Source organism: Mastigocoleus sp. MO_188.B34 (genome assembly GCF_030065675.1).
Classification (GTDB): domain Bacteria; phylum Cyanobacteriota; class Cyanobacteriia; order Cyanobacteriales; family Nostocaceae; genus Mastigocoleus.
Genome location: NZ_JASJDK010000056.1, coordinates 1 through 25,269 on the forward strand (window position 1 = coordinate 1; position 25,269 = coordinate 25,269).

Below are 25,269 nucleotides of genomic sequence, written 5' to 3' on the forward strand. Positions count from 1 at the left end.
ATAGTAATTATTCTCATTTGCTCTTCATTAAATCAAATGGCCTTATAGTTTTTATGTACTACTTATGAGGTCAACCCATTTATGAGTCTGTAGGGTGCGAAATGTGGGCTATATGTAAATAAACTACTTCTCCAAGCAGGTTGAAGGGGAATTAAATCTTCATTAGCAAATGTTCTGCATTGGACAGTGCGTCGGGATTATAAGGAATACCACCGGTTCCAATATCGTACAATTCAGTTTTTGCACCACTACTACTTGCTTGACAATTTTGGCTAACTTCTGGATTAATCCTTTCTTGTGGTAAGTCATTCAGGGTACGAGTTGGGTCAATACCGGGAGTATTGATATTTACTTCACCTCTTCTTCCAAAGGTAGAACTAGCAGTGATATCGTTAATAAACTAATTAAAATTTATTGCAAAAATATAATTCAATAAAATATTGAGAATATAAAATTCTTACAACCAAAAAAATCAACTTATTATTACCCAATCTTCTATCAACAAAAAGTAAAGATGTGTATGCAAAGGTAATAGATAAATAGCGTGAAAAAGATAGTTTAGTTTTTATGTTCGTTTTACAAACAAATCACCAGAAATTAATGCAGAACTAAGTAATATTTATAACTTAATCAATAATATTAGTTGATTGAGATAAACTTATCCCATACTTCTTCCCCATTGATTGTAAAAGTATTTGTAGCAGTAATTTTTTTGATTAGGAAATAACCTTAAAAACAAGGATGACGCTTTTTTAATACCCTCTTATACTTATACCTGTCAAGACTAACAAGCATCAAATAACCTTGCTACTTGACTATAGTTCATTAGTACTATATTTTAGTTTTGGTGAGACTAAACTTCGCTAGGTTTCTTCACAGTATGGACTGTTTAAGTATCAATGAGGAGTTTTTGTTCGCTGAAACGCCACAAATCAAGTTGTAACTTGTAATGTCTAAGGGTGAGGTTATATGGGACATAGATCCAATTTCGTCATTATCCAAAACAGGGAAATAAATATTTACTATTCTCATTGGGGTGCAATTTCTATTCCTAAAGATATTTTTTACGGTCCTCAAATTACCATTGACTATATTAAGTCTTTGCAACCTGTAGAAACCTTATTGGATGACCTATGGTGTGAAGGTGCAGTACTTGTAGATACTCATGAGAAACAGTTGATATTTTGGGGTGGTGATGGTTATGAGTATCCAGCAGTTCGTAAATATTTTATTTCCCTACTCCAGTTAAATTGGGAAGGTTGGGGAATTCGCTGGGCTGAACAGGGAATTATTGATATAGCCCAATATTTAAGAATAGATATTTCGCAAGTACAAACAGATATTGATTATTATCACTGGAAAAATTATCGAGGTTGGTTAGAAAATAGCAAAACCGATTATACTGAGACTCTTCTCACAGTTAAATATCATCCAGAACTGATTTTAGATTATAGATTTGATAATTATCTTACTGAGTTACTTTCCACCGGTTCAAGTTTATTTGAACTCCTTCAAAGTTGTGACCTAATAGCAATTCCAGATGAAGAGAAAGTATGCAGTGGAGCATATTTAAATTTGTTTGAAAAAGAGATTTGGGTATGGTGGGGTAGACCAACAGATGAAAGAGTCCTAAGTAAAATATTAAGGCACTGGCATGGTTGGACAGTCAAGCGTCACACAGAAGGTTTACCTTTTCAAGTAGAACTTTCAGGTCGTAGTTCAGATTTTATTCGGATGGAAGCAGAAGCAGTAATTGAACAAATATTAGATGACATAACTAAAAACGATAGATTCGACCCCAAAAAATGGATTGATACTATCGCATCCAATTGCGTTAATATCGAATACGCGGATATTTGGATTAATCCCGATACATTGGATAATTATCAGCCACAAATTACTGATCGAGAAAAACAGCAAGTTTTGCAGAGGATAATTAAATTATTGGAAGATTAAGAATTGGCAAATTTAAGGAATAGATAATAGGTAATGGGTAACAGGTAATTGGTTATAAAAACCTGTCCATTACCCTCATCCCTTCTTGATACTCCAAAATTTCATAAATTTTTGATTAGCTATCGGTCGAAACAGTAAAAGGGCGGGTTATTATCCATCAGTTTGAGCTTTAGATGCTTGCAGATTAGTTAGAGGTTTCCAGGTATTTGCACTCGTATCGAAACATTTCCAAGTTTCTTTGCTTGGGTCTTTATAGCAAAACAAACAACGGTCATCAGCATCGAAGTCATCAGTCAAGTAGTAGACAATTCCGCGAAAAGGATAAGTTTTTCGGCTCAGTCGTTTTGCAACTGCTTGATTGGGACATTCGACCACGAATACCGGTTCTGCTTTTAAATGGGCTAGAGAAAAAAAACACATTCTTAAGATAGCCCTAAGCCAGCTTTCCGAATGCTCAAAATAGTCATCAATGATTTTATTCGTTAGAGCTTGCTCTAAAGATCGATCTTTTCCTTTAGAAGCATGAGAATCAGACATAGCAGCACCTATTGCTACACCATTGGTTCGAGATTAAACTAAAAGTCCGGCAAATGACAAGGGTATGAGGTAAAACAGGACATCGCCGGTAAGAGTAGCAAGGCAAGCAAACAGTGAATTGAAGACAAACATTCAGCATAAATATTAAAAATTAAAATATTTGGAATTATTTGCTTTCCTGAGCTACCTATTCTCTATTTTTACCAAGAAAGTACTTAACTACCAAATTTATTCTGAATAGTTTGTCATCAAACATAAATTAATTTGAGTGGTTCGTTGGTAATTGGTAATAAGCTTCAAATAATTCCAAATTATTAATAAAGCGATCGCATGAGTGTATCAATAGCTGATTCGCTAACATAACTCATAACTCATTACTGTGCGCTTACGCGCCCCGCTGCGCTAACATAACTCATTACTCATCACCAATAATCCTTAATAATCCCCAATAATCACAAAATCTTTCAATGTATCGCCTTTAGTTGAGATTTTGAGTACTATTGCTCCATGGTGAAAAACATTACACCCTTGCCTAGCAGCATAATATCAAATGATCGACCGTCGAAATTTCATAGTTGGTTCAGTTGCGGCTACCACTACCTGTATTTTATCTTCTTACTTACAATCGGCGGATGCAGTAGGTTCGCCTACTTTAAGTTCGCCTTTAAGACCTAAACGTTTAAAACCTGGTTCCGTTGTAGGAATTATTAGTCCTGCTAGTGCAACATTTCTCAAAGAAGATTTAGATATTGTTCAAGATGTAGTTAAAGCTTTAGGTCTTGTCCCCCGCATAGCACCCCATGTCATGAAAAGATATGGTTACCTTGCAGGAACAGATCGACAGCGCGCATCTGATATCAATGAATTTTTTCGCGATCGCACAATAGCTGCAATTTTACCAATTCGTGGGGGGTGGGGTTGTAGTCGGCTTTTACCTTATTTAGATTATGAATTGATAGGCAAAAATCCGAAGATTCTGCTTGGTTTTAGCGATTTAACGGCTTTAATTTTGGCAATCAATGCAAAAACTAATCTGGTAACTTTTCACGGTCCCAATGGTTTAACTTCTTGGAATTCAACCCAAACAGAATATTTTCGTCGGCTTCTATTTAAAGGTGAAGATTTAACTTTTGCAAATTTGAAATCCGGTGCAGATTCTGACCGTTTAATCCAAGTAAAGTACCGCATACAAACAATTACTCCAGGTAAAGCCAAAGGAAAGCTCTTTGGTGGAAATCTTTCCGTACTTTCTGCATTAGTTGGTTCGCCTTATCTACCGGATTTCAAAGGTGCAATTTTATTTTTAGAAGACGTCCAAGAAAATATTTATCGCATAGATCGAATGATGACCCATTTAAAATTAGCGGGTGTTTTCGACCAACTTGCAGGTGTTATTTTCGGACAATGTAGTAGTTGTAACCCTGGTGAAGGCTACGGTTCTTTAACTTTAGAAGAAGTCATCCAAGACCACATTAAACCGTTGAAAATTCCAGCTTGGTTTGGCGCAAGTATCGGTCATATTGAAACTATACTTACATTACCCATAGGTTTAGAAGTAGAAATTGATGCCAATGCTGGGACTATTGGAATGTTACAACCTGCGGTGGTGTGAGAAGTCAGAAGTCGGAGTCAGGAGCAAAAATTTACTAATTACTCATTACTAATTACTCATTACCAATTACCCATTACCTATCATTAATGAAAAACAATGAATAACGATAATTTCCGCTCTTATTGGCGTAAAAATACAGCTTTGATTCGCAATCTTTTAATAGTTTGGGGTATTGTCTCCCTACTTATTAGTATTTTGTTGGTAGAACAATTAAATAATATTTCTTTCTTTGGACTACCTTTTGGTTTTTGGATGGCACAGCAGGGCTCAATCATAACATTTGTAATGTTAATTTTTATATATGCCTTCCAAATGGATAAATTAGATCGCAAACATAACATCCGGAGGTAAACAAAGTGACAGTTGAATTTTGGACAATTTTATTTGTTGCAATTTCCTTTTTGCTATACCTCTACATTGGATGGAGATCGCGGGTTAAAGACAGCAAAGGTTTTTTTGTCGCTGGACAAGGGGTACCAGCAATTGCAAATGGTGCAGCTACAGCCGCTGACTGGATGTCCGCAGCTTCGTTTATTTCCATGGCGGGACTAATTTCTTTTTTAGGTTATGACGGTTCAATTTACTTGATGGGTTGGACTGGAGGCTATGTACTGTTAGCACTATTGCTTGCTCCCTACCTGCGCAAATTTGGTAAATATACAGTTCCAGACTTTGTTGGCGATCGCTATTATTCCCAAGTTGCTCGTTTAGTCGCCGTTGTGGCGGCTATTTTTGTTTCTCTTACCTATATTGCCGGACAAATGCAAGGGGTAGGAATTGTTTTAAGCCGCTTCTTACAAGTTGATATTACCAGGGGTGTAGTTATCGGCATGGTAATTGTCGGTTTTTTCTCGATTTTGGGGGGGATGAAAGGTATCACTTGGACGCAAGTTGCCCAATATTTTGTTTTAATTGTTGCTTACTTGATCCCAGCATTTGCAATTTCTTGGAAACTTACTGGTAACCCAATCCCTCAACTGGGATTTACTTTTAGTAATATTGCTCAAGACCTCAATGGTATTCACAAAAGCCTTGGTTTTGGAGCTTATACTAGTCCTTTCACCAACAAATCGATGTTGGATGTTTTGTTTATCACTATTGCTTTAATGGTGGGAACGGCAGGTTTACCCCATGTAATCGTCAGGTTTTATACGGTTCCTGATGCTCGTTCGGCACGCTATTCAGCAGCATGGGCATTATTATTTATTGCCATTCTTTATACTACTGCCCCAGCTCTTTCAATGTTTGCCCGCTACAACTTAATTGATTCTTTGAATAACCGTACTATAGAAGAGGTGCGAAAACTAGACTGGGTCAACAAATGGGAAAACGTCGAATTACTCAAATTTGAGGATAAAAATGGCGATGGACGTCTTCAACTCACCCCAGATAAACAAACAAACGAACTTGATGTTCACCGAGATATTATTGTACTTTCTACTCCTGAGGTAGCTCAATTACCTCCTTGGGTCGTAGCTCTGGTTGCAGCTGGAGGTCTAGCTGCAGCATTATCCACAGCATCAGGTTTGCTCCTAGTAATTTCTAGTTCTATCGCCCATGATGTTTACTATCGAATGATAAATCCGGGTGCTTCGGAAGCTAAACGATTACTTGTAGGCAGAATCGCGATTGGACTATCCTTAATTGTAGCTGGGTACTTTGGAATCAATCCTCCTGGCTTTGTAGCTCAGGTTGTCGCTTTTGCTTTCGGTTTAGCTGCAGCTAGTTTCTTCCCAGTGATAGTGTTGGGAATTTTTGATAAGCGTACCAACAAAGAAGGTGCGATCGCTGGGATGCTTGCAGGTTTAATTTTCACTGCAACTTATATTATTGGTGTCAAATTTGGCGATATGTCACCTTGGTTTTTCGGAGTTTCAGCCGAAGGTATAGGTACAGTTGGTATGGTAATCAACTTATTTGTAACTGTGGTTGTTTCCCGTTTTACTCCAGAACCACCAGCAGAAATTCAGGCTTTAGTTGAAGATATACGTACACCTAGCACGAACACAGAGGAGTTACCAGCGAGTTAAATTTAAATTAACATTACATACATAAATATATTGGAGGCGTTCAATTGAACGCCTCTAGCTATAGAGATTTTAATTATAATAGGAATTTTAAGGATGATTTCAATAAACTAAAATTTTGTCTGATGTACACATTTATTTCCAGTAGTTTAGTACGATGTGTCTCTCATTGTTGCTCAAACCAATGCTGTTTGTTTTCCAGCATTTATGGTAAGAGCAAGCTAAAATCTGTTGATTTTGGTTTGATACTTTGAGGCTTCGACCGTTCTAGACTTCAAAACTTTGAGAATTTTAGAATTTGAGAAGTTGAAAATTAGAATTCGTGAGAATTTGGAAAAATTGAGAAGTTGAGAAATTGAGAAGTTGAGAAGTTGAGAAATTGAGAAGTTGAGAAATTGAGAAGTTGAGAAATTGAGAAGTTGAGAAATTAACAAACTGGAAAGTTGAAAATTAGAATTCGTGAGAATTTGGAGAAATTGAGAAGTTGACAATTAGAATTTGATTATATTCTTGTTTGTCGTTACTAACGACAAGATTCAAAAAGGATTGCAATTCCCATCAGTAAGAGTATTGTAATTCCCAGACGCCAGAACAAGTTTATCAAAAACCAAAAGATTGGGATTGAAGTAAGCGGAACACTAAAACCTGCAGCAATTATATAGGCAATTGCAAAACCAACACTTCCAAGGAAAAAGTATTTAAGAAATCTGGAAGTCCATATGAAGAAAAAGCTATGTTCACTAGTGCTAGTTTTCATAATTCTATGTACGGTAGATGAATGTGCAATAGACTCTGAGTCTCTAATCAAAATCGCGAAAACTTTTGCATTAACTAGGATAATTACCCTTATCGCAAGATTCAAGAAACAGAATATAGAAGTCAGAATTTAGAAGCCATAAGATAGCAATTAATGCTCTTTAAATCTGAATTTTAGCTGCGGTTTACTTCAATTACTTAAAATTAGCTATAACTCAAAGTGGCTTAACTTAAGGCTAATTGACTCAGGTTTACTAACTCTAATAAATAGATTCTACTTCTTGAATCACGGGTTGAATTTCGCGTTGCGGTTCGGTTATTTGAGAATGATTATTCACTAATAATATTATGCAACCAATCAACGCTCCTAATAGTAAAAAAGTATTAAGCCTATACTTACGAAAAGAGTAATCTTGTCCACACTTCACACATACTTGTCTGTAAGCATCTAAAGGATCTGTCATAAATGGACAATAACCCCGATCGCATTCACGATTATCGCAATTTGGTGAATTCATCGTTTCAGCCTCTTTCAAGTTTGAATAAGGTTCTTGTAGCTTGAACCATTTATATATTTATATAGTGACAGACAAAAATAACTTGTTCAGTTCATTTTTTGGCTCATTTCTTGGGCTCAGTTATCATTGATGCGATTTTGATAATCCCCAGAGCCATTTTGGTATAATATTTTTTTATACTAGTTTGTTATATTTTTTTACGTTTTACTGCTTAGAACTCATTTGTGGTAAAAATTTACCTTTTCACCACAAATTTCCCTTTACTATCTGTAAAAGCACGAAATTACTTTCTTTAAAAAATTAAAGAAAAAGATGATTTATGACCTACTAGTAACTGCTCAAATGTAACATAAAAATAGTGTGTTATTCAACAAGTTCAGTATGGCTGATTCTGTGAAAGCATCTACACAGGGTTTAGAAACAGTTGATTTAGCTAGACGTAGAAAGGGGTGGAATAAATTAGCAAAAGTTTGGTATGAAGCTGCATTGACTTCAAAGGCAACTTTAAAACGATTTTGGGCTAGAGAAGCCATTAATCGAGAAACATTTATCAGGATTTGCGAAACAGCAGGGCTCATAAGTTGGGAAGATATTGTTGAACATTATCAAACTCCAAGAATCCCCTTAGACCCAGATTTTGTTGGTCGTGAAGACGCAATTGCTCAGCTTAACGCTTTAGTTAATCAAGGAGCAAAAATCATTGTTATTCAAGGTGAAGGGGGTATTGGAAAAACAAAGCTAGCACGCAGATATTTTAAAATTCACGGCTTTGATTTTTTAGTATTATGGATGCCTACAGAACCCCACCACATTATTTCTGTGGAAAGCTTAGTAGAAGAATGGTTGCGGAGGGATTTTCATGAAGAACCAGGACGGGAATTGTGGATTAACTTACAAAGACTCAAGCGTAAGCTCCAAAATCAAGAGAAGAAAATTTGTATTCTGATTGACAACCTGGAGTCAGCTTTAGACAAAAATGGAAGGTTAATTAAATCTCTACGTTCTTATTTTTACCTATTGCAAACATTAGCAGATCCTAGCGTCAACTCACTAACCTTGATTACTAGTCGAGAACGTCTATGCGAGTCTGGAATAGATGTAAACTCATATACTCTCAAGGGCTTAGATAGTCAAGCTTGGAAGCAATTCTTCTCTAGTCGCAAAATTAATAGTGACTCTCCAACATTGAGTGAAATGTGCAAAGCTTATGGTGGTAACGCCAAAGCAATGAAAATCATTAGTGGTGCTGTCATAACTGATTTTGAGAAAAATATTGATGCTTACTGGAATTCGACAAAGGACGATTTATTAATTGAGCGGGAATTAGAAAACTTAGTTGTTAGTCAGTTTAACCGCTTAAAAAAAATCGATCCTGAAGCATATTGTCTTTTATATCGTTTAGGGTGTTACCGCTATCAAGATGAAGATGTACCTTTTGTTAATTTCAAAGGTATTTTGTGTTTATTATGGGATGTACCAGAATCACAACGTCGCAGAGTACTAAATCGTCTTTGCGATCGGTATTTAGTTGAATGTCGCAAAGGAAAACATTGGCTACATCCAGTAATTCTTACTGAAGCAATCGCAAGACTGCAAAATAGTAGGGATCTAGAATTAGCCCACCGACAAGCTGCAGATTATTGGACTAATAGCATCGAAACTATTAATCACACTGCCGATGCTCTTAAAGCTTTACAAGCCTACCATCACTACGTAGCAATTGCAGACTTTGAAAAAGCTGCCGATATTATCATCAAATCCAGAGTTAATCAATGGGGAACGCAAGAATCATTAGCTAGATCGTTTTATAAACGTGGATTGCTCGAACAGCTCGAACGAGCAATAACTTGTATCTTAAACAAACTCAATCCCAGTTATCGTACTGCGAAACTATATCGTATTTTAGGTAAGATTAGCTTTATTTCCGGTAATCTTTACCTTGCGATTAAATATTGCGAACAATCCCATCAGTTAGTTAAATATTGTTTACAAAGAATACCACCAACCAATACTGAAACCATAAACAAGCTAAAGTTTATGGAAATAAACTGTTTATCAACAATTGGGACTAGTCAAATTGGTCTGTGGGAGTTAGAAGCAGCCGAAAAAACTTTAATTCAAGTCATTCAATTAGCAAAAAAAATTGATTACGATAAGTATGCACCTTCAGGCTTGTTTTATTTAGCATATTTAAATTCATATCAGGGAAATAAGCATAAAGCCTGCAAAATTGCGAATTATCTTTATAATCGCTTACCAGAGCAAGGAATTCCTTCATGGGGGACAGAATACAGATTATATTACTTATCCCTAACCTATAAAAGCTTGGGCGAAATTGACAAGTCCTTGAAACTTTTGCAGCGTATTATGTCGAATAACGACAATCCCTACACTCAAGCCAAAAATAAAGCTAAATGTGGCTTAGCACAGTTGTATCGAGAAAAAGGAAAATATTTACAAGCTCTAAGTTTTCACGAACAAGCAATCGAGACTTTTGGCGAAATTGGTGCTAGATATGATTTAGCAGAAGCTTATTTTCAACGAGCATTAACTTACAAAAAAATTGGGGCGATCGCCAAAAGCCGAGATGATTTTGACAAAGCGATTAACCTGTTTAAAGAAATGCGAGCTATCAAGCAAGTTGAAAAAATTAAATTAACAATGGGAAATCTTTAAAGATAGAACTCTCAAGATATAACTCTCAAGATCAAGTTTTCAAGAGAAAGTGCTGGAGATAAATTTCTAAAGATAAATAGGGAAACGGGAACTAGAAACAAAGGATTGGGGACTAAAAACTAGGAACTGGGAATGGGTAAAATACGTATGTTAATTTTTTCAAAAATTATACCTAAAATCCACGTTTTAATACTTAGTTTAGAAAACCTATCCCTAATCCCCATACCCTAATAGGAGAAGAAGAAAACATGAAAAATTCTTCAATAACTTCCGAAGAATTCTCTTTAGAAAAATGGATGCACAATCCTCTTGAGGAAATACAAAATTTAGATAATTTAAATTCTTCAGATAACTTCAATCGATTAAATGAAATTAATTCAGAGCAACTTGAGGAAGAATTCGAAGAAGAACTAGATTCTACTCAGGTAGTACATCAAGAATTTGTTGATTCAAAGGTTATAACCCTTAAACAGCGCCGCATTCAAGGAAATATTTACTATCACTGGCGAAACTTTAATGATTCCCATCAACAACGCGGGCAAATATATACAGATGTACCATGTATTGCTGATGGTGAAGAATGGCAGCCATCTGTAGCTTATCTTACGCCGCAATTATTAAAACATTATGGTGAACCAGATATATTTCCCCAAAGTTTTCCTTTGATCGCTGAGATTGTTTCTCTGACAGATCTCGCTGAGGAAGTAATTGCTAAAGCTCAAATGTACTTGCACAATGGTTCTGAGGAAGTATGGTTAATCTTCCCAGAAAATCGGTGGATTATTGTCACCACATCATCTCAACAGCTAGTTTTTACTTCTGGTGAAATTATCTACACTCAACGAGTACTTCGAGGTTTTACTGCAGCAGTAGATGATTTATTGGTTTGAAGAAGAAGTCAGGAGTCAGGAGTCAGGAGTAATGTTAGCGGAGCGGGGCGCGACCTAGCGTAAGCGTACTGTAAGTATTGCGCACAGTAATAAGTAATAAATCAGAATTGAGTAGTTGGAAATCTGTAAAATCAAGCGATCGAGTCAGTTACTTCATAAAAATTAAAAAAAAACCCCCACTTCTACGTTTAATGTAGATGTGGGGAGGGAAGGGGGTTTTTGTTTTTCGTTTGACTTGATATAACTTTAAAGCACCGATAGTGACAATCTTGTGACAAAAATCTGAAAAAAAGAAGATTTTTGGAGAAAACCCCAAAATACTTTCCTTGATGATAGTTAAAATGTACTAAATAGATAACTTGACAACTCTTTTTGTGTCTTAGTACTTGTCAAAATTCTTGTAATCCTAAAATTATTCTGCTCGTCCAAAATAATTCTGCTTTCCAAAGCTTATGAGTAGACCTATGTTTTTTTCGGCGCACAAGCTAGCCACGCGTTGAAGAAAATTGTAAAATCAATTTATGAGCATTCGTAGACAACTTAACGCCCTCCGCCAATTGCTGGCAGTATTTCGCTACAGTGGGCGAGCTATAGGTTTAGTTTGGACGACTAATCGTACTTTAACTATTTTAATCGCTGCTTTGACTTTAATCGCAGGTCTTTTACCTGCAGCAGTTGCTTACATCGGTAAGTTAATTGTAGATGCTGTGGTCGAAGCCCGAAATGTCGGTATTTCTAACAATGGTATTTCTAATAATATTTATCATCCTGTGATTTATGTGGGTTTAGAGGCGATCGCCATAGCTCTACTTGCAGCAAGTCAACGAGGACTTACAGTTTGTCAATCTTTATTACGAGTATTACTTGCACAAAGAGTAAATGTATTGATTTTAGAAAAAGCATTGACACTGGAGTTAGCACAGTTTGAAGATTCAGAATTTTACGACAAAATGAGCAATGCGAGAAGAGAAGCTTCTACTCGCCCATTATCCTTAGTTAATCGTACTTTTGGTTTAGTACAAAGTGCTCTTTCTCTGTTTACTTATGGTGCTTTGCTAGTCAACTTTTCGCTTTGGGCTGTTGTCATCTTAGTTTTAGCAGCCATTCCAGCTTTTATCGCCGAAACAAAATTTGCTGGACAAGCTTTTCGATTATTTCGTTGGCGCGCTCCAGAAACTCGCCAACAGCGTTATTTAGAAACTTTAGTCGCCAGAGAAGATTTTGCCAAGGAAGTAAAACTTTATAAATTAGGGGAAATGTTGCTCGGGCGTTATCACAATGTATTTAATCAAATTTATGGTGAAGACAGAGACTTAACTTTACGAAGAGGTCTATGGGGATATTTATTGAGTTTGCTGAGTACCGGAGCTCTATATCTAGCTTATGCTTGGATAGTCATCGAAACAGTTGCTAATAGAATTTCTCTGGGAGAAATGACAATGTATCTGACTGTTTTTCGTCAGGGACAAAGAACTTTTTCCGAAGCACTCACTTCAATTGGAGGAATGTACGAAGATAACCTATATTTGTCCAACCTCTACGAATTTTTAGAAGAGAAAGTCCCACAACCCAGGGGAGAAGCAACTAGGGGAATATATCCGGGAGATGGAATTCGTTTTGAAAATGTATCTTTTACCTATCCAGGTAGCTCTAAACCAGCTTTGAAAAATATATCCTTTCACCTCCAACCTGGGGAAAAACTAGCAATTGTAGGTGAAAATGGTTCGGGTAAAACAACTCTAATTAAACTATTAACTCGACTATATAATCCCGAGTCCGGGAGAATTTTACTCGATGGTTTGGACTTACAAGAATGGGATGTAGAGGTACTGCGACAGCGTATTAGTGTAATTTTCCAAAATTTTGTCCGCTATCAATTTACAGTCGGCGAAAATATTGGCGTAGGTGAAGTGGAGAATCTTGAAGATTCAAGTCGTTGGGAAGTAGCTGCGGAAATGGGAATGGCGCGACCTTTTATTAAAAATTTACCCCAAGGTTTTCGTACCCAGTTAGGTCGCTGGTTCAAAGGAGGACAAGAACTTTCTGGCGGTCAATGGCAAAAAATAGCCCTTTCTCGAGCTTTTATGCGCAGTAAAGCTGATATTTTAGTTTTAGATGAACCCACCTCAGCTATGGATCCTCAAGCAGAGTTTGAGATTTTTAACCACTTTCGCACTAGCACTAAAAATCAGATGGTATTTTTAATTTCCCATCGTTTCTCTACGGTGCGGATGGCTGACAAAATTTTGGTCATTGAGTTTGGAGAAATTATCGAAGAAGGAACTCATGAAGAATTATTGCAAGTACAAGGGCTATATGCAAAGTTATTTCACCTGCAAGCTGCTGGTTATCGATAAATTGACAAAACTTAATAATACTCAGGTACAATCATGGTGAAGAGTCGGTCTTGCGATTGGTAAATTCTAATTTCTCATCTCTGGAAATAATTCCTAGAACTTTTCAATCACGCATCATTTGTATATCAAGTAAACATACTGCAACACAATAGATATTAGTCTAATACGAAAATAATAGCCAGAGAGATTAGCCGAATACACATCCACCGAAACAAAATGAAAGTTATCACAGAACCTTCAATTGCGGTAAAAATTCAAAAGATGAAAGAACGGGTGCGTTGGTCACACCCAAGCATTGTCTCTCGCTCAATTGATCAAACAAGTATGGTTATTGATGATGGGAAAGAAGAAAGCGAGGAATTTTCGTTTTTAGTCATTGGTGATAGTGGTTCTGGACCGCACCGTACTCATAATCCCCAAAGAGAAATTGCTGAATTGATGCTTCCCCATCGGGATGAATGTAGTTTTGTTTTACATACAGGGGATGTAATGTACTTGGTTGGTTCTCGGGATTATTATCCAGAGAACTTTATTAAGCCTTATCGGGAATTTTTAGTAGGTGGTGAGAACTACGAACACATTTCCTACGACAACATGACTTTTAATCAACCTTTCTTACCAGTCCCTGGTAATCATGACTATTATGAAGTACCGTTTTTTTATCGGTTGTTAGCTGGAGTTACTCTCCCCTTACGTCGGTTTTTTGGCTATAAAGATTTAGATTTGAGTTGGAATAGCTCCTATAAAGGGGATGCTTACGCACGGGCTTTTATCGACTATTTAAAACGATTTAATTCCCAGGAAAAATTAGAATATCATTTAAATTCCCATTACACTGGGAAAACTGATTTCGGTAGGTGTTTGCGTTATGTACCGGGCGAATTTACCCGTTTACCCAACCGTTATTATACTTTTCGCTATGGCGGAATTGACTTTTTTGCCCTTGATTCTAGTACTTTTAACGAACCTTTAACACCTACTAATGCAGATGAGATTCACAGCCAATCAGAACATGATGAACGTAGATTTTTAACTACAGAGAGATTAAAAGTAGAACAGGAACAACAGCAAATTATTGCGACTCTTAGCATACTTAATGATGGCATTCCAGAGCAAGCCGAACAAATTGATGATCTCAACGCGAAATTAGAGCAATTGAATGAGATCAAAATGGATCTTGATAAACAACTCAACCATAATAAAAGTAAAGTAATCGACTTTGAACAACTCCATTGGTTAGAGCAAAGATTAATTAAATCTTGGGAAGATCGAGAAGTCCGGGGACGGATCATTTACTTTCACCATCCACCCTACGTTACAGAAGCAACAAAATGGGGACAAGCACAAACTTTGGCTGTTCGTCATCGTTTGCGTAAAGTCTTAGATCATGTAGTTGAAGAACTTGGTTATTTACCCTCACAAGGTCCCCTAGTAGACCTAATTCTTAACGGTCACGCTCACTGTTTTGAACACCTTCAGACTTTAGATACCGGTCATGCTGATTCAAATCTCAATTGTATTGTTTGTGGTGGTAGTGGGTTTAGTTTGCGTCGTCAACGAGAAGAAGGAGCAGAACTGACCGAAACCTTTGTCACGGAATCAGGTAAAGAAGTTCGTAAGGTTGCTACTTGTCAACGGTTTATTGGTCGTAGCGGTCAAGGTTCTGATAAAAGACGTCCCTATTCTGGCATTAGGATAGACGTCAGAAAAGGTAATCCTTTACAGTTTGTGATTGTACCTTTTGTTGCCGAAAGGCATCAGCATCAATGGTACTACCCGGAAATTGAACCACTTGCAATAAATCCAATTGGATTGGGCTAGATGCGGGAAAGTCAAAACAAAGAAATAAAATTATTAAAAAACAAAATCCAAAACAAAACTATTTTAAACAAATAGAAGCCAACATTATCCTTAGTCGGTTTGTAAAAATCAGCTAAGGAAAACCCCCTTATTTAATTAATTTGCCAGACTTTCAAGGTAAAAGACTTTATTTTGCTGAAAGATTACTCTTTTGTAAAAAATTTAATAAAGAATCCTCTTTGCGCAAGTCCATTTGCTTGGCTAAAGATTGATTAGTGTTAAGTCCCTGGGTTGCAGGAAAAACACTTTTTGATTGCGGTGGAAGAATAGCTGCAATGGGCTTCTTCTGAGTCGATACCCGCTTCATCGGTGGTATGTGGGTAGCACGATTGCGATATGGATTATTTTGTGGTGCTCCTGTCTGTGGCGATCGCACAAATTTTCTTGTCTTCTTTTTTATGGAAGAATTATTTTGTGCAACAGATTCCTGGGGTTTCGCTGCAGGTTGGCGATCGCGAACCTTCCATCTTCGATACTGTTTGGGTTTAACTGGACCATTCAGCCATCGACATAACAACAAACATCCACTAGCACAGCTAAAAGCAATTGCTGCTACCATCCATAAAGGAACGGGATTGATTTCTTGGCGTGTTGGTTTAATTGATTGTTCTAGTTCAACTGTAACTCGATCTACTTGTTCGCTTGTTACTAGTTCAACATGAGTCAAACTATATAAAGAGATAGTAGCACCACCGATGAATATTCCTAGGCATCCAATTAAAAACAGCCAATGATATTTAACAAATGTATGTATCAGAATATTCCCAGAAGAAATTAGTTTAGATTTAGCTGTTTTTTGTTCGGCTTTGGGTGTTTGTACTTGGGATGATTGATTCTGTACATTCTGAGTGTTTTCCATAATTATTTTCAGATTTGTACTATTTATAAGCCCCTCTAAATTGTAATTTTAATTGAGTAGGCGATAAATACGTATCCGTATTTAAATTGCAGATTCAATAATTTTTCTGAGATAATTAGATCGCAATATTTCAATAATTATCTCAAAAAAACATAATTTTGGGGTGATTAAGTGTTTTTTTAATGATTTAATTTATCAATGCTTCAATTTTCGGGGTTTTATGTCTTTCCAGTGCCAATTCAATCAATTTATCTGCTAATTCAGGAAAGGGTATGCCACTATGTCCCCATAATCTAGGATACATACTTGTATCAGTAAATCCTGGGAAGGTGTTAATTTCATTAATTAATACTTCACCTGTGCTTTCGACATAGAAAAAATCGACTCTTGCTAAACCAGAAGCATCGACGGTTGTAAATGCTTTAATTGCCATTTCCCGGATTTGATTGCTGATTGTGTCTGGAAGTGCTGCTGGGATCGATAAGTCCGCCTTACCTTGAGTGTATTTTGTTTCGTAGTCATAAAAATCACTAGAAAAAGAAATTTCTCCAATTGCAGAGACTTTAGGGTTATCATTACCCAGAACAGCACATTCTACCTCCCGAGCAACAACACCTGCTTCAACAATCACTCGACGGTCGTAACTCGCAGCATTATCGAGGGCTGTTTCTAGTTCTTGGCGCGATCGCACCTTTGCGATCCCCACCGAAGAACCAAGATTTGCAGGTTTAACAAAGCAGGGATAGTTTAAAGAATTTTCAATTTCATCGCAGAGTTTAGGAAATACGCAGGGATTAGACCAAATTTGCGTTCGCGTTAAGGTCATATACTTAACCTGTGGAAGTCCAGCTTGAGCGAAAGCTGTTTTCATGGCAATTTTATCCATTCCTACAGCCGATCCTAAAACTCCAGAACCAACAAAAGGAACTTGCATTAAAGTTAGTAAGCCTTGAATCGTACCATCCTCACCATTGGGACCATGGAGAACAGGGAACCAAACATCTACTTGTGAAGCTTGGGGTGGAAATTCCCACAAACTGGATTTTGTATTAATATTTGTTGCTGTCGGCTTTTCTAATGCTTGACCCGATTTTAAAACCTGATTTGCAATTTCACTTCCTTGCCAAACACCATCTTTTTGAATATAAAACGGCAATATTTCATACTTATCAGTATTTCGTTCTGCATTTAAAGCCGCATTTATTGCTTTTGCAGAAACTATTGAAACTTCATGTTCTCCAGAACAACCGCCAAACAATAACCCAATCTGCAGCTTTGTCATTTTAAATACCCTTAGTATTGCTGATTGCAAATAGGTTATCATAATCGTTATTGGCGATTGGTGATAAGCGATAGGCGATATGGGATTGGGTATATTGGAAAAAATTTTCAGCAAGCCCCGCCTAAAATAATGGGATCGGTAATCAAACCAATCCCTTACCTCTGAAGCTGCCAATCTTAGGTTTATAAATCCTAAAATTGTGGATTCTGAAACTATATTTAATAAAACTATGAATCTTGTAATGTAGTTTTTGAAACGATTCTAGTTTTCTTGCGATCTGATTCAGACAATTCTTTTCCTGCTTGCAAGCGAGTCGCAGATGTTTGTAAAACAGTTGCTGCTCCAGTATCTCCCATTTGTAAAGCGGTTTTGGCTGCAGTTTGTAGTAAAGTTGCAGCACCAGCGCGATCGCCTTCTTGAAGTTTTGTTTCTGCCAGTTGGGTTTGTCGGTATTTGCCCAAAGCCAAAATATGTTTTTGTACTTCCGAATCAACTGCAGGATGATAAGTGGACATTGAATTGATTTCTACAGAAATAATATCAGAACTTATACCAGTTTCATTTTTCGATGGGTCGTCATAAATTACTTGTAACTTAGCAATAGTATTTTTGCCTTCAGGAAGCTGCCCTAAGTAGATATTTGTCAATACCACCCGTTCCACATCTTTCATCAGGTCTCCCAGGCGAACGGAAAAAATACCATCAGCTTCTGGTTGTACTGGCAATTCAATTGTATCCGGACAAACTTGTGCAACTGGTTTGAGTTCGGCTAGCCGCACCTTGGGCATTAAAGAAAATCTTAAATGAGCATTTGTTAAACCCACGGTTTGAATTCGATCAAACATTTGATTAAACTTCTCCTCGACTTGGTCGAGTTTTTGGATATGAGATAAACTACCACCGCCTGCGTCAGCAATATTTTCTAAAATATCTTGGTTCCAGTTATCTCCAAACCCGAAAGAATTCAAAGTTAAGTTATAGCTAGTTGCAAGCTCAGCAAACTTTAAACAACGGTGATTATCGCCATGTTCGTTTTCACCATCAGTTAACAAAAACGCCTGGGAAATACTTTCTCTTTTTCCTTTTGCTAATTCTTCTATTCCCAAACGTAAACCTTCATCGATTGCAGTACCACCGTCAGCACTTAAACGGTTAATTTGCTGTTTAATCTTTTCTGGATTTTCAATTATTTGATTTGGTACTAAGACCTTTGCCCGATGGTCAAAAGCAATTACACTCAAGCGATCGCCAACCTTGAGTCGTTCGACTAAGCGATTTGCGGCTTTTTTGACAGTTTCCAAAGGTCGCCCCGTCATTGAACCACTATGGTCAAGAATCAAACACAGATTCAGGGGGACATTACGGTCTAAACTTTGAGGCTCAGCAGAAATAGAAACAGCCAACTGACGTTGAGAATTTTGCTGATTGACATCTAAATTCGCATCACTTAACACCGGCTCCAAACTAACCTTCATAACCCAAACTTCCTATTGTTGGCACAATACATATTCATAAATAACTTCATAGTGCGATATCAGCACTACGGAAAAACTTTGTGTAAAAAATACGTTAATAATATTCACGATTTGTCGTTATGGGAAACTAACTTAGGGCTTGGAAGAAGAATTTAGTTTCTAATCCTTACGATCCACCTGCAGCTACACATGGTAATATCGCCAATTTTTCGTTCCCCAATCAAAATTTAACTATAAAAAAAGAAGAAAATCTAACAAATTTTGAAAGTAGCAGGAATCCACACCTCCACCAAAGCTGGCGTCGCGCTAGTATGTATTACAGTTAACGGCATTTATTCAGGCAACAGTTGCTATGGAAACTTCCCCCATCAAGGCTGTGCAAGCCCCCTACTACGCGGATAATCCGAACCGTACTCCCCCACCAGACCTACCTTCTTTGTTATTGAAGGAGCGTATTATTTATCTTGGTATGCCACTGGTGCCTGCTGTCACGGAATTGATAATAGCTCAATTACTTTACTTAGAATCTGACGACCCAGATAAACCAATTAAAGTTTATATCAATTCTACTGGTACTTCCAGTTATAGTGGCGAACCAGTGGGTTTTGAAACCGAAGCGTTTGCAATTTATGACACAATGAGATACACCAAGCCACCAATTCATACTATTTGTATTGGTTCGGCTATGGGGATGTCAGCAATGCTTTTAGGTGCAGGAACTAAAGGTTGTCGCGCCAGTTTGCCCCATGCTACCATCGTGCTCCATCAACCGAAGAGTTACGCTCAAGGACAAGCAACGGATATCCAAATTCGGGCAAAGGAAGTTTTGGCAAACAAGAAGACAATGATTGATATTTTGTCTGAAACAACCGGACAGTCCTATGAAAAAATTGAGAAAGACATGGATCGTCTTTTCTACATGACCCCCCATCAAGCAGTGGAGTACGGTTTAATCGATAAAGTTTTCGAGAAAGAAGAAGTTGCCGATCCCGTCCTACCAGCAGGAGTGATCTAAATAAATAACTTGCAGGTCGAAAACACCAAATTCATTATTATAAAAACGGAGTAGCAAAAATGCCTATAGGCGTTCCTAAAGTTCCATACCGGATGCCGGGAGGACAATACACTCAATGGATTGAAATTTATGATCGTCTCGCAAGGGAACGCATTATTTTCTTGGGACGAGATATTAACGATGAAGTAGCGAACCAAATTATCGCTATTATGCTTTACTTAGATTCAGAAGATCCGGGTAAAGATATTTCTCTTTATATCAATTCTCCCGGTGGTGTAGTTACCTCCGGCTTGGCAATTTATGACACCATGCAACACATCAAATCAGATGTGGTGACCATTTGTGTTGGGTTAGCCGCTTCAATGGGGTCGTTTTTGCTAGCTGCTGGTACCAAAGGTAAGCGTTTGGCGCTACCACATTCGCGAATTATGATTCACCAACCATCTGGTGGAACTCGCGGACAAGCCACCGATATTGAAATTGAAGCTAAAGAAATTCTGCGAATTCGTCATCAACTCAATGGCATTTACGCTCAAAATACCGGTCAGGCGATCGAAAAAATTGAGAAAGACATGGATCGCGATTTCTTCATGTCTGCTCATGAAGCAAAAGAATACGGCTTGATTGACAAAGTAATCGAAGATCGTCCGTAAATGTAAATATTATTTCACCCAACATCCAAATATTCTTGGTCTTCGGGTTTGATGTAGAGACGTGCTAAGGTACGTCTCTATGAATTTAATAGCATGTTTTAATATCAGTTAATAGTTGTTGACAGTAAGCATTTCTTACCCATTACCAATTACCCATTACCGATAATTGTTAATTACGAACTTTCAAGAAAAAAAATAATCTATATGATTATCACCTGATTGTTTTAAGCTTGTAGCTAATTGCCGTTTCGAAGTAAAGATAGCTAACAGCCAATGGATGTTGTAGACTGCTACCGTTTATTAGGTTTAAGGTCAGGAGCCTCCGCTAGTGAGATTAAATCGTCTTATCGGCGCTTGGCGCAGCGATATCATCCTGACACAAACCCCAATGATAAAAGAGCAAAAGAAAAATTTATTGCCGTTACAGAAGCATACAAGTTGCTGTTAAAAGTGGTACCGCCACATAAAACACATCAACAGCAAACCTCTTCTTCTAAGGCAAACTCAGTATACTCGGAAAAGAAAGCTAATGGCAAAGAGGTATCAACTAAGGAAAAAGTAAAAACCAAGAAAAATTCAAGAGCAAAGCCTCCCAACCTTTCTGAAACTGAAAATCGACTCAAGTGGAAAACTTACAAACAATTACTACAATTCTTAAAACAAAGACGTTTTCCCCAGGCTACAGCCCTAGTGGAAGCTCTAGTACAGCGTTTACCACAAGATGCAGAAGTTCGTCAGTGGCAGGCTATTTGCTATCAAATGTGGGCAAAACAACTAATTGCCCAAAGAAAATTACTTAAAGCGAGAATATATCTTAAAAAAGCTCTCAAAGCCGACCCTAAAAATAAAAGTTTACAAAAAGAGGTACAACGGGACTTTAAATACTTGGAAAAAATTCTTTAATGGTTGTGCATCACTGGTCATTTGTCACTTGATATCAAACAAAATATAAATAACAAATGATAAATGACAAGACATATATTTAACCTAAATTATATTCGCTCGGGGTAATTATGGCTTTTGATAAAACCAAGTAGTCGAAATCAGTCATATTAGTTTTCAAAATTTTATTCTTCTATCAATCTATTTTCTGCCTATGTTCATACCAGAAAATTCTTAGTGATAGAAGAATTTTTTATGCTTAGATATTCAAGCAAGAATATTCCCTGTTTTTTCTACTTCACTCTAATTGTTGTGTTGTTTATCCTATTGTGTGATATGTAAAGCAAAGCCACATCTTCTTATCTATGACCTTTGAAGCAAAATCTATATTTTTACTATTAAGACTTTATGGTGTTGGTAAGAGAATGAGTTAGGCGAATATCAGTTACAGTATTATTAAGTTAGTTCAGAACATAAAAACTGACAAATAATAAATAATGTATTCAGAGATCGAGTATCCTGAATCTCTAAATGCATTTTCAAAGTAAAATCGTAATTTATACTATTATCTATCAGCATGTTCAAGAAAATTCGTGCTGTATTGACAAATAAAAAAAATCTTTCGCATTTACGCAATTTTTTGTTTCCGTCCTCACCAAGCGATTCTCATCGTGCTTCAAGATACCAGCATAAGAAACGCACCAATCTCAACCAGAAAAATTCAGGTATTACTTCTAACTTATATTGCAATAGAAACGCGAAGGAGTACCTAGGATTGCTTACAATTGGTAGCCTTGGAGTCGCAGCTTTGATATTGGGAATAAGAGAAATCAACTGGTTGGAAGAGTGGGAATTAAATACTTACGACCAAATGCTGCGAATTCGTCCATCTGAACCTATTGATAAACGTCTATTAGTAGTTGGTATTAATGGTAAGGATCGGCAAAATTATTCAAATTCCCTTTCCAACGACTTGATTAATAAGTTGTTGGAGGAAATACAGTCCCATAAACCACGTATTATTGGTTTAAATATCCTGCGCCCACAACAAAAAAATTTAGCTTCCAGTCAAAATATAGAAAATCTTATTACAGTTTGTACCCACAGAACGAATACCAAAGAGGAAATTCCACCACCACCGAACTTTCCTGAAGTAAATGTAGGTTTTAACGATCTGCTTCCCGACGCAGATCGAACAATTCGTCGCAGTTTGCTAACTTCTAAAATCGATTTATCTGATACTTCAGGCAATAAATGCAAAGCAGAATACTCTTTTGCAACTTTATTGGCAATTGATTATCTGAAACAAGAAGGTATTGATTACGAAGTTGAACCATTTCAATTAGGTGAAGCTTTATTACCAGGATTAACATTAAATTCGGGTAGCTATAAAAATCTTGATTTCAGAGGTCATCAAATATTACTGAATTATCGTCATTTCAATCGCCGTCTCGATCAATTTGTCCAGACAGTAAGTCTTTCTGATATTCTTGAAAATCGAGTTAAACCTAGTATTATTAAAGATAGGTTGGTAATTATTGGTATTATAGACCGCAACCAAAATAATTCTGTTTACACGCCTTACACAAATTCTAACGAACCACAATATTCAACCGCCTCAATATACATTCATGCTCAAATTGCAAGTCAACTAATTAGCGCTGCTTTGGATAATCGTCCTCTAATTGGGTATTTACCCGAACAATTTGAGGTTATGTGGATATGGCTGTGGGCGGCGATAGGTGCTTTTTTTGGGTGGCGCTTGCGAAATCCACTTATTTTGTTAGTGTGTGGGAGTATAGTTTGTGTTACTTTAGTGGGAATTTGTTATCTAGCATTTTTAGAAGCAATTTGGATACCTGTGATACCTTCTGCCCTCACTTTGGTAATTTCTAGTACTGGTATGATGACTTATATTAATTACCAAGTACAACAGCAAACTAAACTAATTATTTTACAAGTTGCGAAACAAAAGGAAGCTATCGAACAATTAGATCTTCTTCTCAAAGAAAATGCTGGAGTTCAAGATATAGTCCAACAAGAAGATAAATCTCAACCACAAGAAAAACCTGAACAACAAGATGAATTATTAGACAAACCGCATTCCCAAATCAGTTCTGCTTATTTTAAGTCTTTTTCTTCTCCAACTTCTTTACTTTCCCAAAGATATGAAATTAAAAGAATACTCGGTCAAGGTGGTTTTGGCTGTACTTATTTAGCCAAAGATACCCAACGTCCTGGAAATCCAACTTGTGTTGTCAAGCAACTAATGCCCGCACGCAGAGATACTAGATTTTTGCAGGTTGCGAGAAGATTATTTGATGCTGAAGCTGAAATTTTGGAGATTGTAGGTAAACATCCTCAAATTCCTGAACTATTAGCATATTTTGAAGAAAACCAAGAGTTTTATCTGGTAGAAGAATACATTCGAGGTCAATCCCTAGAAACCGAATTATCCTCAAGTAGTCGGATGTGGAACGAAGCTTCGGTAATTAAAATGTTAATAGAAATTCTGGAAATTCTGAATTTCATTCATAAACACCGAGTGATTCACCGAGATATCAAACCCAGTAATATAATTAGAAGTAAATTAGATCGGCGTTTAGTATTAATTGACTTTGGGGCAGTCAAGAAAATGCAGCCGCTAGATGCAGAGCAAACAGAATTAGCTACAGTTGCAATTGGAACCAGGGGATATACACCACCAGAACAATTTGCTGGACATCCCCGCCTGGCAAGTGATATTTATGCTGTAGGTATGATTGGTGTTCAAGCATTAACAGGAATATTTCCACAGGAGTTTACACTGGATCGAGAGACGGGAAATATCTTTTGGCGACAGAATGTACAAGTAAGTAATGAATTGGCAATAATTTTGGACAAGATGATATGCTACCACTTTAGCGAACGATATCAATCTGCTGCAGAGGTCATAAAAGATTTAAAATCAATTGCTTAGTTTAAAAATAAGTAATACTTATATATATCATATTTCCCATTACCAACTATCAATTACCAATTACCATCAAATAAACCTTACACTGCTTTTGGATACGAGCAATTTTCAGCATCAAAGCAAGCATTAAAGTGTTGTTTGAAGTAAATCCCAGAGGTTATCATTTCTTCAACATTATAATGGGAAGTTGGTGCTTCTTTATATGACGGACAACGAGTATTAATTTCCTTTTGCAATAGTTTTGGTAACTGTGTAAATTTGTTAACTTTATTGCCACGAACTGTATATATTAAGTAACCTGGAAACTCTCCCATCCTCATCCAAGGGAGCCATTGACCTGTTCGATTCCAGTTTAATTCGAGTTGAGATACAGTCTTGACTTTCAAATCAAGTAAGTCTGCTGTAGAAACTGTTAGCTTAAAAAACTCCGCTGTTTCATAAGTTGGTTGGGGGCTATATTCAACAAATTTTGGTTCTTTTGTTAAAGAATTAGGGTAAGTAGGAAAAATATCAAATGCAAAAGTTGTCTTATTACCATTTACGTAAGCCGGAAACTTGCCCTTAAAGTATCCCTGTACTGGATTATTAACAATTTGAACAATTGGGACTGTTTCCCTTATCCAAGGATTTTCCCATCGATCCAGAACTTCATTTGTAACTGGATGTAAATAATAGTTGAGTTCTCTAGAAATGTAATCCCACCCACCACCAGGGTTTGGAATACATCTACTGACACTTACTCCTATAAGATTAAACAATAGCTTTTTCTTTTTGCCTGGGATAGATGCGTATATCGAACCATTCCAAAATAAAAAAGTAGATTGTTCGGGGTTTAGAGATGCACGAGTTTTTACCCAGTATTGGGTATCAAATTCTTGGATGTTGGCAATCATAACTAAAAATATATGTATGGTATGAATAGGAGCCAATAAATCTCAAGACTATGTATCTACTTAGA

18 protein-coding genes are annotated in these 25,269 nt (G+C 36.9%); 12 read left to right on the forward strand and 6 right to left on the reverse strand.

Annotation, left to right across the window (positions count from 1 at the left end; translation table 11 throughout):
• The first annotated feature begins 969 nt into the window (after window positions 1–969).
• Window positions 970–1,956 carry a hypothetical protein gene (locus QNJ50_RS14765; protein WP_300636439.1) on the forward strand — a complete coding sequence of 329 codons (987 nt, stop codon included), beginning with the start codon at window positions 970–972 and terminating at the stop codon, window positions 1,954–1,956.
• Between the two features lie 150 nt (window positions 1,957–2,106).
• On the opposite strand, the gene QNJ50_RS14770 is transcribed toward QNJ50_RS14765, so the two are convergent.
• Entirely contained in the window at window positions 2,107–2,493 is a 387-nt protein-coding gene (locus QNJ50_RS14770) for a hypothetical protein (RefSeq protein WP_300636441.1), read from the reverse strand.
• 550 nt (window positions 2,494–3,043) lie between these two features.
• Here QNJ50_RS14770 and QNJ50_RS14775 point away from each other — a divergent pair.
• From QNJ50_RS14775 to QNJ50_RS14785, 3 genes are all read left to right on the forward strand, one after another.
• Complete coding sequence (locus QNJ50_RS14775; RefSeq protein ID WP_300636443.1) at window positions 3,044–4,105, forward strand: LD-carboxypeptidase; 1,062 nt, start codon at window positions 3,044–3,046, stop codon at window positions 4,103–4,105.
• Between the two features lie 96 nt (window positions 4,106–4,201).
• Window positions 4,202–4,456, forward strand: coding sequence for a sodium/substrate symporter small subunit (locus QNJ50_RS14780; protein WP_300636445.1), 255 nt, complete (start codon window positions 4,202–4,204; stop codon window positions 4,454–4,456).
• Window positions 4,457–4,461: 5 nt separating this feature from the next.
• Window positions 4,462–6,135, forward strand: a complete 1,674-nt coding sequence (locus QNJ50_RS14785; RefSeq protein WP_300636447.1) for a sodium:solute symporter family protein — start codon at window positions 4,462–4,464, stop codon at window positions 6,133–6,135.
• Between the two features lie 1,013 nt (window positions 6,136–7,148).
• Here the strand turns inward: QNJ50_RS14785 and QNJ50_RS14790 are convergent.
• Window positions 7,149–7,406: a hypothetical protein gene (locus QNJ50_RS14790; protein WP_300636449.1), complete on the reverse strand. Its 258-nt coding sequence runs from the start codon at window positions 7,404–7,406 to the stop codon at window positions 7,149–7,151.
• A gap of 381 nt (window positions 7,407–7,787) precedes the next feature.
• On the opposite strand from QNJ50_RS14790, the gene QNJ50_RS14795 reads away from it, so the two are divergent.
• From QNJ50_RS14795 to QNJ50_RS14810, 4 genes are all read left to right on the forward strand, one after another.
• Window positions 7,788–10,082 carry a tetratricopeptide repeat protein gene (locus QNJ50_RS14795; RefSeq protein ID WP_300636451.1) on the forward strand — a complete coding sequence of 765 codons (2,295 nt, stop codon included), beginning with the start codon at window positions 7,788–7,790 and terminating at the stop codon, window positions 10,080–10,082.
• Between the two features lie 248 nt (window positions 10,083–10,330).
• Window positions 10,331–10,972 (forward strand): Uma2 family endonuclease, encoded by a 642-nt coding sequence (locus QNJ50_RS14800; protein ID WP_300636453.1) that lies wholly within the window; start codon window positions 10,331–10,333, stop codon window positions 10,970–10,972.
• A gap of 521 nt (window positions 10,973–11,493) precedes the next feature.
• Window positions 11,494–13,329 (forward strand): ABC transporter ATP-binding protein, encoded by a 1,836-nt coding sequence (locus QNJ50_RS14805; protein ID WP_300636455.1) that lies wholly within the window; start codon window positions 11,494–11,496, stop codon window positions 13,327–13,329.
• A gap of 216 nt (window positions 13,330–13,545) precedes the next feature.
• Window positions 13,546–15,150, forward strand: coding sequence for a metallophosphoesterase (locus QNJ50_RS14810; protein ID WP_300636457.1), 1,605 nt, complete (start codon window positions 13,546–13,548; stop codon window positions 15,148–15,150).
• 166 nt (window positions 15,151–15,316) lie between these two features.
• Here the strand turns inward: QNJ50_RS14810 and QNJ50_RS14815 are convergent, their stop codons facing one another.
• The 3 genes from QNJ50_RS14815 to QNJ50_RS14825 form a co-directional block, all read right to left on the reverse strand.
• On the reverse strand, window positions 15,317–16,048 hold the full coding sequence (locus QNJ50_RS14815; RefSeq protein WP_300636459.1) for a hypothetical protein: 732 nt from the start codon (window positions 16,046–16,048) through the stop codon (window positions 15,317–15,319).
• 187 nt (window positions 16,049–16,235) lie between these two features.
• Window positions 16,236–17,330, reverse strand: coding sequence for a D-alanine--D-alanine ligase family protein (locus QNJ50_RS14820; RefSeq protein ID WP_300636461.1), 1,095 nt, complete (start codon window positions 17,328–17,330; stop codon window positions 16,236–16,238).
• Between the two features lie 227 nt (window positions 17,331–17,557).
• On the reverse strand, window positions 17,558–18,805 hold the full coding sequence (locus QNJ50_RS14825; RefSeq protein ID WP_300636463.1) for a VWA domain-containing protein: 1,248 nt from the start codon (window positions 18,803–18,805) through the stop codon (window positions 17,558–17,560).
• Window positions 18,806–19,157: 352 nt separating this feature from the next.
• On the opposite strand from QNJ50_RS14825, the gene QNJ50_RS14830 reads away from it, so the two are divergent.
• The 4 genes from QNJ50_RS14830 (at window position 19,158) to QNJ50_RS14845 (ending at window position 24,314) form a co-directional block, all read left to right on the forward strand.
• Window positions 19,158–19,820: an ATP-dependent Clp protease proteolytic subunit gene (locus QNJ50_RS14830; RefSeq protein ID WP_300636465.1), complete on the forward strand. Its 663-nt coding sequence runs from the start codon at window positions 19,158–19,160 to the stop codon at window positions 19,818–19,820.
• Window positions 19,821–19,879: 59 nt separating this feature from the next.
• On the forward strand, window positions 19,880–20,473 hold the full coding sequence (locus QNJ50_RS14835; RefSeq protein WP_300636467.1) for an ATP-dependent Clp protease proteolytic subunit: 594 nt from the start codon (window positions 19,880–19,882) through the stop codon (window positions 20,471–20,473).
• Window positions 20,474–20,746: 273 nt separating this feature from the next.
• Window positions 20,747–21,376, forward strand: coding sequence for a DnaJ domain-containing protein (locus tag QNJ50_RS14840; RefSeq protein WP_300636469.1), 630 nt, complete (start codon window positions 20,747–20,749; stop codon window positions 21,374–21,376).
• A gap of 754 nt (window positions 21,377–22,130) precedes the next feature.
• Window positions 22,131–24,314 (forward strand): CHASE2 domain-containing serine/threonine-protein kinase, encoded by a 2,184-nt coding sequence (locus tag QNJ50_RS14845; protein ID WP_300636471.1) that lies wholly within the window; start codon window positions 22,131–22,133, stop codon window positions 24,312–24,314.
• A 77-nt stretch (window positions 24,315–24,391) separates the two neighbouring features.
• Here the strand turns inward: QNJ50_RS14845 and QNJ50_RS14850 are convergent, their stop codons facing one another.
• Window positions 24,392–25,204 (reverse strand): DUF1838 domain-containing protein, encoded by an 813-nt coding sequence (locus QNJ50_RS14850; protein ID WP_300636473.1) that lies wholly within the window; start codon window positions 25,202–25,204, stop codon window positions 24,392–24,394.
• Window positions 25,205–25,269: the final 65 nt, after the last annotated feature.

Excerpts from the sequence above, each read along its gene's own strand:
- QNJ50_RS14765 (WP_300636439.1), top strand. The coding sequence starts at position 970 with ATGGGACATAGATCCAATTTCGTCATTATCCAAAACAGGGAAATAAAT.
- QNJ50_RS14770 (WP_300636441.1), bottom strand. The coding sequence starts at position 2,493 with ATGTCTGATTCTCATGCTTCTAAAGGAAAAGATCGATCTTTAGAGCAA.
- QNJ50_RS14775 (WP_300636443.1), top strand. The coding sequence starts at position 3,044 with ATGATCGACCGTCGAAATTTCATAGTTGGTTCAGTTGCGGCTACCACT.
- QNJ50_RS14780 (WP_300636445.1), top strand. The coding sequence starts at position 4,202 with ATGAATAACGATAATTTCCGCTCTTATTGGCGTAAAAATACAGCTTTG.
- QNJ50_RS14790 (WP_300636449.1), bottom strand. The coding sequence starts at position 7,406 with ATGAATTCACCAAATTGCGATAATCGTGAATGCGATCGGGGTTATTGT.
- QNJ50_RS14795 (WP_300636451.1), top strand. The coding sequence starts at position 7,788 with ATGGCTGATTCTGTGAAAGCATCTACACAGGGTTTAGAAACAGTTGAT.
- QNJ50_RS14800 (WP_300636453.1), top strand. The coding sequence starts at position 10,331 with ATGAAAAATTCTTCAATAACTTCCGAAGAATTCTCTTTAGAAAAATGG.
- QNJ50_RS14805 (WP_300636455.1), top strand. The coding sequence starts at position 11,494 with ATGAGCATTCGTAGACAACTTAACGCCCTCCGCCAATTGCTGGCAGTA.
- QNJ50_RS14810 (WP_300636457.1), top strand. The coding sequence starts at position 13,546 with ATGAAAGTTATCACAGAACCTTCAATTGCGGTAAAAATTCAAAAGATG.
- QNJ50_RS14815 (WP_300636459.1), bottom strand. The coding sequence starts at position 16,048 with ATGGAAAACACTCAGAATGTACAGAATCAATCATCCCAAGTACAAACA.
- QNJ50_RS14820 (WP_300636461.1), bottom strand. The coding sequence starts at position 17,330 with ATGACAAAGCTGCAGATTGGGTTATTGTTTGGCGGTTGTTCTGGAGAA.
- QNJ50_RS14825 (WP_300636463.1), bottom strand. The coding sequence starts at position 18,805 with ATGAAGGTTAGTTTGGAGCCGGTGTTAAGTGATGCGAATTTAGATGTC.
- QNJ50_RS14830 (WP_300636465.1), top strand. The coding sequence starts at position 19,158 with ATGGAAACTTCCCCCATCAAGGCTGTGCAAGCCCCCTACTACGCGGAT.
- QNJ50_RS14835 (WP_300636467.1), top strand. The coding sequence starts at position 19,880 with ATGCCTATAGGCGTTCCTAAAGTTCCATACCGGATGCCGGGAGGACAA.
- QNJ50_RS14840 (WP_300636469.1), top strand. The coding sequence starts at position 20,747 with ATGGATGTTGTAGACTGCTACCGTTTATTAGGTTTAAGGTCAGGAGCC.
- QNJ50_RS14850 (WP_300636473.1), bottom strand. The coding sequence starts at position 25,204 with ATGATTGCCAACATCCAAGAATTTGATACCCAATACTGGGTAAAAACT.